The 8294-nt window shown below is 41.1% G+C and carries 10 protein-coding genes; 5 read left to right on the top strand and 5 right to left on the bottom strand.

Features of this window, described 5'->3' with window-relative positions; genetic code table 11:
* Positions 1-748: 2-dehydro-3-deoxygalactonokinase (locus QZY09_RS15765; RefSeq protein WP_295673914.1), on the bottom strand; the 748-nt coding region annotated here is incomplete at its 3' end.
* A gap of 20 nt (positions 749-768) precedes the next feature.
* Positions 769-1581 carry a sugar phosphate isomerase/epimerase gene (locus QZY09_RS15760; RefSeq protein WP_295673912.1) on the bottom strand — a complete coding sequence of 271 codons (813 nt, stop codon included), beginning with the start codon at positions 1579-1581 and terminating at the stop codon, positions 769-771.
* Between the two features lie 752 nt (positions 1582-2333).
* Here QZY09_RS15760 and QZY09_RS15755 point away from each other — a divergent pair.
* The 3 genes from QZY09_RS15755 (at position 2334) to QZY09_RS15745 (ending at position 5264) form a co-directional block, all read left to right on the top strand.
* Entirely contained in the window at positions 2334-3731 is a 1398-nt protein-coding gene (locus QZY09_RS15755; protein ID WP_295673911.1) for an alpha-amylase, read from the top strand.
* A gap of 87 nt (positions 3732-3818) precedes the next feature.
* Positions 3819-4814, top strand: coding sequence for a hypothetical protein (locus QZY09_RS15750; protein ID WP_295673909.1), 996 nt, complete (start codon positions 3819-3821; stop codon positions 4812-4814).
* Positions 4815-4910: 96 nt separating this feature from the next.
* A complete protein-coding gene (locus QZY09_RS15745; protein ID WP_295673908.1) occupies positions 4911-5264 on the top strand; it encodes a hypothetical protein in 354 nt (117 codons plus the stop codon).
* Between the two features lie 2 nt (positions 5265-5266).
* On the opposite strand, the gene QZY09_RS15740 is transcribed toward QZY09_RS15745, so the two are convergent.
* Complete coding sequence (locus tag QZY09_RS15740) at positions 5267-5650, bottom strand: VOC family protein (protein WP_295673905.1); 384 nt, start codon at positions 5648-5650, stop codon at positions 5267-5269.
* 262 nt (positions 5651-5912) lie between these two features.
* Here QZY09_RS15740 and QZY09_RS15735 point away from each other — a divergent pair, with 262 nt between their 5' ends.
* Complete coding sequence (locus tag QZY09_RS15735; RefSeq protein ID WP_295673904.1) at positions 5913-6254, top strand: hypothetical protein; 342 nt, start codon at positions 5913-5915, stop codon at positions 6252-6254.
* A 187-nt stretch (positions 6255-6441) separates the two neighbouring features.
* Positions 6442-6993 (top strand): ferritin, encoded by a 552-nt coding sequence (locus QZY09_RS15730; RefSeq protein WP_295673903.1) that lies wholly within the window; start codon positions 6442-6444, stop codon positions 6991-6993.
* A gap of 171 nt (positions 6994-7164) precedes the next feature.
* Here the strand turns inward: QZY09_RS15730 and QZY09_RS15725 are convergent, their stop codons facing one another.
* Entirely contained in the window at positions 7165-7392 is a 228-nt protein-coding gene (locus QZY09_RS15725) for a hypothetical protein (RefSeq protein WP_295673901.1), read from the bottom strand.
* 24 nt (positions 7393-7416) lie between these two features.
* Positions 7417-8294 (bottom strand): hypothetical protein (locus tag QZY09_RS15720; RefSeq protein ID WP_295673898.1); only part of this gene is annotated, 878 nt, incomplete at its 5' end.

Raw genomic sequence — 8294 nt, 5'->3', positions numbered from 1 at the left:
TTTCTATTTTTTGATATACCTCAAATAACTGATTTGTCCTCACCTTAAAAATAGAATGAAGCAAGTTTGAGGAAACCGCATCCTTAACACCCGCTTTATAACTTTCAAGGTCCGGATTGGTGTTCTGGGTTTGGTTCCGTTCAACAGCATTTTTTAAAATGCTGTTTTGACTTAGTAAAGCGAAAACCTCGCCTGTCATGTAAGTTTTAAAATCAACCACCTGGTTATTTTTAACGAGGATATGTTTTGAATGTGTGCCCGGGAAAATAAACATTTCGTTTTTCACGATCTGCCCCCGGCTAATACAACCGATCAATTGGATTTCTTCGCCCCTCATTACATCATCATCAGTTCTAATCCCGGATATCACCCATACATTGTGGTCAAATGCTTTTGCTGCCGTGATAAATGCCGTTTGAATACCCGCTCCATCTACCGAAAAAGGCACAGAATTGTAAGGAATATCAATGAAACCAATAGAGGATGATGCCATTCCAGAAATAAGCAGCGGTACACCTGACAAGGATTGACTTATCATTTCTTCCAACATGTTGATATGGCGGCGTACCACATCCAAATAGAAGCCACTTCTTTTTGCTTCAGGAAGCCCGCTTTGCTGCCAGAACTCAAATATCCGGGCAATGCCATCGGCCGAACTTTCTTCGGCAACTACCCTCCCGTTATTTGTCCCGGCAAGCTTTATCCTGAATGATGTGGTGCCCCAATCGCAGCTTAAAAAGTATTTCATTTTGGCGATGACAGACAATTTTACTTGTACCGCTCTTTAAGCAGTTCCATCATAAACACATTCACATCCCACTGGCTTACCACCGGCTGTTTAGTGTAGGGCAGCAATGGCAAATAAGGTGGCGCACCAAATTCTGACGTTATCGTTAACAAAGGTGCATTTTCGGCTTGTTTTTTGGCGACAACCTTGTCCCAGCAGCTGAGATGAAAATTCAAAGCTTCCTTCCATTCCGGGGCCCGGGGATCTGTGATCTGCGGCCCCTCAGGATAACCAACACGCGAATGGATATGGTCAGTGCGCGATATAGCCAGGTCAACAGCCTCTTGCTGATCGTGCAAAAAAGATTCTGCAGTATTGCACCAGTGAGATATATCCAGCGTGATGCGCAAATCTTCAATTTCCGCAAGGTAAGTGCTGGCGATATGTGCAGCGAAGCTAAACTTACCGCGGTGAGTTTCGTGCAAAATATTCACGCCGGTATGGTTGCTTACCGTTGTTGCCAGGGCAATCAATTGTGTATTTTGTTCGAAAGTATAATAGTCTTTCCCTGTTTGAGAATTGATGAACAGGGGGTTGCTTGAAGCAAGATTGTGCAGCCTTTGTTCAAATTGCTGATAATGAACATCGAAACTTTTCTCAGTGGTTTCGTAATGCTGTCCAATAAATTGAAGTCCATGCTTTTCCAGTCCATTCAATATCTCCGCTTTTTCCTTTTCACCATAAGGGAGGCTGGCTTCAACGCCGTCATACCCTTCCTGTTTTACCTTTTGCAAAAACACATCCCACTCAACAGCCTCTTGTCCCCAGCGCGGGCAAAAAAATAAGATCTTCATATTTTTAATTTGATTTACCGGTTGAATAAAGCACCAAATATAGCATGTTTATTTACCATCAAATCAAATAAAGCCATGATTAAGCAATAGGTCAAAGCTGTCCGCTGGTCCATGCAAATATTTGGCCTGAAATTCAAAAAAATCATTGCAGAAAGTTAAAAACACGCAGAAAATACACACTTGTTTTTTTGCCCAAACTTATTGGCGACATGATTTACCGGGAACGTTACCGGTATTGGTTTAATTTTTACGAAAAAGTTTCTTAGTTTAACAGATACATACGTCATCCATCAAAATATTGCCCTGCGTTAAAATTTGGCGGAAAAAGTCAATTTAATCATAGTGAAAACATTAAGGATAAAACTTTCTAATTGGTTAAATTTAACAATCATTTATATTTTTTAATTAATTAAAAATTTCATATAAATTAATTTGCAAATATTAACTATTACCGTACCTTAGTTTCAGTGTGTATCACTAACCAATTTGTAAACTAAACTTTAAACTGTAACCCTATTCTGTTTAAATAAAAAAGCCTGTGATCGCTATTAGCGACTGCGAGGGATAAGTATTGCTTTTTGCATAGGTGCCCTTCTGCTTTTTTAACCTGATAGGAAAAACAAATTCTAAAGCGAAATGATATATGTGTGCCGGATGGAAACGTAAATAAATATTCCGGGAACGTTACCGGAATTAATAAAAATGCATTTAAACCAATAAACTAAATACCTATTTACTAAAAACCAAAAATTATGAAAAGACAATTCTACAGTTTGGGCCGGGCATCAATCTTCCTGGCATTATTGTTAACTTTTTCACAATGCAAAAAGTCGGCGGTGACGGAAAACGCACCGGCTTCGGCAAAAATCTCCAAAACCTTTGTAAACGATGCTGCTGCCGGGCCGGGTGGGGGCGTGTTAATGCAGGCCTTTTACTGGAACACACCCAACACTTCCTCGTGGTGGCAAAATGTAAATAGCAAAATAGCAGCATGGGATGCAGCAGGGATTTCGGCTATTTGGCTTCCACCTGCTACCAAAGGACAAAGCGGTGGTTCAAGTATGGGATACGACCCCTATGATTATTTCGATTTTGGCACCTATAACCAAATGGGATCAACCACAACACGCTTCGGTAACCTAACCGATCTGAATACACTGATAGCCAACGCGCACACCCATAACATCCAGGTATACGCAGATATGGTATTAAATCATTGCAGCGGGGGTTCGCTGGAAGCTAACCCTTATACCGGTACCAATACTTACACCAAATTTACGCCGCTGTCAGGGCAATTTAACAGGAGTTACAGCGACTTCCACCCCAACAATATCCATGCATCTGATGAGGGCGTCTTTGGCGGCTTCCCTGATCTTTGCCATGCACAGGCAAACGTTTCCAACTGGATCTATAATGCATCCTATAGCATGTCAAGATATTACAAAAACACAATGCATTATGACGGATGGCGCTTTGATTATGTAAAGGGTTTTGGCGCATGGGTGGTTCAAAACTATGTAAACAGCGTTGGCGGTTTTGCTGTTGGCGAAGACTGGGATGGTAACGCAGCGAACTTACAAAGCTGGGTTAATGCTACCGGCGGCACCTCTTCTGCTTTTGACTTTGCCTGCTTTTATGCTATGCACTCCGCTTTTGACAGCAACGACCTAACCCATTTAAACGATGACATGTTATGGAAAAGAAATGGTGCCAAATCAGTTACTTTCGTTTCCAATCATGATACAGACATTATCGGGAATAAATATTCAGCCTATGCCTATATCATGACACATGAAGGTTATCCTTGTGTATTTTACAGTGATTATGAGCAATGGCTTGATAAAGGCAGGATGAATAACCTGATCTGGATCCACAGAACTCTCGCTGGCGGCACAACAACCAACTTATATTCGGCGAGCGACCAGTATATCGACCGACGCAATGGTTACGGCGCGGCACCTGGTGTGATCGTATATTTTAACGGAACAGGTTACTGGCAGCAGCAATGGGTAACCAGCAACTGGGCCAACAAACAAATAAAAGAATACACCGGCGCCTCTGGCTGGATACAAACTGTTGCCGCTGATGGCAGGGTTTTGATCCAGGCACCGCCAAATTCTTATTCTATCTGGTCAGTTACAGGTTATTAATTATTATGCTCATCGGTTGAAGAAACACTCCATCTCTGTGTTTCTTCAACCATTTATAAAACAATTACCGCTCAATCCGCCTAAAATATGAAGTTATCTGTTATTGTAATTCTTACTATTTTCATTTTATATAGCTGCAATTCGTCACCCAAAAAAATAAAAAGTAATGCCAATGAACTAATTTATACTACTATTGATACCTCCGCCGGCGATTTGTCGGCCAGCCTTAGTCTTATCGGAAAAATAAAAACCACGGAATTAACCGCGCAGCTAAAACTTTCCAATTCGGGCTCCGCACCGATTGATTTTCAGGAGATGGAGATTGCAACGCCCGAGGGAATAAGATCAGGACGGCCTGCTGGTTTTGAGCCATTTTCCCTGACCGGTGGAAAAGACACTACGCTTAAAGTAATGTTCAAGCCTGTAAATGATCTTAAGCTATACCAGGTGACAGGTTTGACCGGCAATTTTAAAGGCAGCTACAGGGCATCCGTCAGCTATAAAATCGGGAATGACAATTTAGTATCCCTGACCTTAAACTCCGCTACAGACAAAACTGAATTCAATACATATAGTAAGGAGAATAAAAAGGTGCTTAACGGCTATTCATTTGATACAAAAACCGGATTCAATGACCGCGAAAAGAAATATCTTGAAACAGTGTTGCCGGCTGTAAAATCTCCGTTTGTTTATTTAAGTGAACAGGAAATAGCCGTTTCGGGCTTAAATTTCAAAGTAAAGACTTATGATGCACAGGACACGATATACGCTGAATTTTATATTGTTAACCATGCTGATTTCCCCGTTAAGGTTATCACCGATTCGTTAAATATTATACTGAATAATAAAGCTGGTAATGGTGAAAAAGCTATAACCAAAATTGAAAAGATCTCCGGTGCGCAAAACGATATCAATATGATGGAAAAAGGCGACAGAGTGTTGATTCACTATAAAAAATACATGAAAACACCAGCCTCAGGGACAGATACATTGACACTTCATCTGCGGGATGCCTTCATTCTTTCAGGCAGAAAGGATTTGTTTAATGAAAACTTAAAATTGTTACCCATTTTGATTTTGTAATTAAGCACTATGTGGCTTTTCAAAATCTTTTATATTTATCCGAAAATCGCCATTGCGGTTGGTGTTGATCAGTAAATAATTATTTGAAGGATTGTTATGTATAAAGCTTTGTATTTAAGCCCGATGGTGCCGTCGTACGATATAAAATCGACCCTTAATTTTTTTGTGGACGTTTTTAGTTTTAAAGCAGTTATGAACGCTGATAATTATGCCATAGTTTACAAAGACAATCACATGATCCACATTTTAAACGCCGGCACAGATATTGGCGAAACGGAGTTTTACCTGGAAGTGGATGAAATTGACAGCCTTTGGGATGCTATTAAGGACAAAGTGGGCGATATAAAAAACAAACCGCCGTTTGACCGTGAATATGGAATGAGAGAATTTCACATCATTGTGCCGCACACCAAAACACTGATGTTTGTGGGGCAGGAAATAAAAAAGTGAAATTAACCTTCTTTCATCACTGATAAAATATTACCGGCGGGATCTTTAAACCAGGCGATATCCGGGCCTCTGCCATTGCCTCTCACGATACCTTTGGCATCAGTTTTAATCGGTTCACCATATTGTTCAAAAGTGATTCCGGCTTTAATAAGTTCGTCTACAACCTTTTCAACGTCACTAACAGGGAAGTTGAGGATGGTAAACGTTGCCGGCTCATGGTTAGGTTTGGGATAAACGATTATTTTACCGCGTCCGCTGATATGCAGGGTCATGATGCCCATTTCATTCTCTGAAACTTCAATTCCAAGCTTGCCATGGTAAAACTGCCTGGCTTTTTGCACGTCGTTTACTGAAAAACCACTGAATGCTTTGGTGTCTTTAAACATAGTTAAGTTATTAGTTGATTAAGTTAGACTCATATAATTGAGTTAAATTTAATACCGCTAAACAACAAAAACAAGTTGCAATATTGCAAAAATTGCATTGGTAGAGTGACAATCTGTTTCGTAAAAAGTTCTTAAAACTTATTTGAATTCATAAATTATTGTTTTTATGCCGGCGTATTTAACTTAATATAAAACGGTTAGCTATAAATGTGATCTATTTAATAGCATCCTGTTGATATTATCCATACCTTTATCAACTCACATGGAAGAAAGACAATATTTAACTACCTGGAAAAGGTACCTGCCCGTTATCCGGCTGCACTTAAAAAAGAGCCTTGTTTCAGAACAACAGTTTAAATTGAACATCCAGGATTTTGAATCAGCGGGCGATCGCGGCAAGTCCGGTTATTCTTTCAGCATTACCATGGAGAATGGCAGGGTGATCACCAATATCAGTGGCTCGCCTGTAGCCCGTGACCTTTACGAAGCACTTAAATCTGACGAGGCTATCAAAGCAATGCTGCAGGATAAAAGCGTTAAGATCAGTGTCGGAAAATCTTTTATGCTCAGCATAAAAACAAGCCACATTTCAGCATATAAATAGGTTAACCCAAAGTGGCGGGTACCATCACCCGCCTGTTTACCTTCTTTTACCCATCATCCAGGAAAGCATACGCTTTGCCATAAATTCGCGCCTGTATTCCATTGGATTATTGTATCCATAATTTCTGCCAGGTAAGTCAAACATTTTTTCCTGTTGGTAGTTTAGTTTCCAAACAAACAATCTTTTTATGGATACTAACAGGCTTTCGGGTTCAATAGCAAAAGCGCTGAACCAGCAGATGACCAATGAGGCGTATAACGCGCAGATCTACCTTTCATACGGCGCGTGGGCGGATGAAAAAGGATACGGGGGTATTTCGAACTTCTTATTCAGGCATGCCAACGAAGAGCGCAACCACATGATGAAAATATTGGAATATATTTTAAAGCGTGGCGGCAAGGTAGTTGTAACAGAAATTCCCGGTCCCGGCCCTGATCCATCAAGTGTAAATGATTGCTTTGAAAAAATATTCAAGTCGGAAGTAGACAATACCACCTCTATATACAACCTGGTTAACCTGAGCATGGCCGAAAAGGACTGGGCCACCTGGAATTTTATGCAATGGTTTGTAAAAGAGCAAACAGAAGAAGAAACTTTGGCGATGGACCTGCTTGATAAAATAAAAATAGCAGGGGGCGCCGCAGCTAAGGACGATGCGCTTTATATTCTGGATAATAACCTGGCAACCACTCCGGATGATGCCACCTTAGCGCAGGATGTTACGGTTGAGAAACCTTAGAAACGGCCTAAAACTGCTGACAAGATCTTGTCACTGACAAAATCTTGTCAGTAGTTAAGTTATTAATTATCAGCCGTGTAGCGCTTTGTAGCAGGGTGTAGCATGTGTAGCGCTACGCTACAATTTCCGTTTATGAACTGTGCTTGATGGTGATTTGCGCTATTTCTCAGCTTAATTAAAGCATTGGCTAAACGCCACCAGCACTTTCAAAAATACTTCCCGGTCAACGCCATAGGCTGCGGGGTGATCCGGCCTTACTGGGCGCCCATTTTTATATTTTACAGTGAACAAAGCCACAAAATCGCGGATAGAAATTTCATAACGGAGCCAGGGGTCGCCGCGATGGATCTCTTCCAGTCGCATCTCAAAAAGCGCGGCGCTTAGCGGGTCGTTTTTCATGGCCTAAAAGTATGTAAAAAACTTTTATTGACTAATTAAAGTGACATAAGATGTTGCCGGGATCGTAAATTTCGCCACACCGTTCTTCACCTGAACCGATTCGTTTTCCTGCATATTCAGTTCCTTTGTCGTCGTATAAATTTTAAAATATTTCACCCCTGCAGGCAATCCTGATAAAATAACTTTTCTTTCTGTGCCATTGTTAACCAGGTGTATGGCATAAACCGATTTATGGTTATCGCCCATGGCGGCACACGAAATATTTGGCCTGTCGCAACTTATAGGCATGGCGTACAAACCTTTCGGGGTGATAGACAATTGCTTCAGGTTCCAGAAACGCTGACCAGGGTGCAAGGGTTCGTTGTTACCAAAGATACCACCCCCTATTAAAGGCGAATAATCGGAGGTTAACTGCCACTGCAGGATCGACTGTGGCTGGCAAATAGCCAGTAAACGGGTGTACAGATTTATTTCTTTAAGCGCATACGTTTGCTCCTGAAAAATATCCGGGTAATTCCAGGCAGCGGCATCAATGCTGCCTTCGCCAACTATTAGCGGTACATTAAGTTTGGTTGCCGCGTCTGCCCATTGCTGTAAAATACCCGTTTCCCACCCCCGCCAGGAGTGAAAAGAAATTGCACCGATGTATTGCCGTGCTTCCGGATCATTCATTGCAGGATAAATAAAGGAGTAGGTGGTTGCATCGGAGTTATCGCCCAACAACATTTTGGTTTTAAGCCCATATGCAGCAAAATAAGCGCCACAGCCTTTTATAAAATCATCATGATCCTGTGCGGTTAGGCGGATATTAATACCGAGGTCCGATTCATTAAATGAAAAGTATTTTATTTCGGTTCCGTATTTAGATTTGAGGTAAAGGATATAATCTGTAATAGATTTAT

It is taken from the genome of uncultured Mucilaginibacter sp. (assembly GCF_903913935.1).
Lineage (GTDB): Bacteria > Bacteroidota > Bacteroidia > Sphingobacteriales > Sphingobacteriaceae > Mucilaginibacter.
Note: the sequence above shows the minus strand (reverse complement) of the source record. Positions and strands in the feature narration are given on the sequence as shown.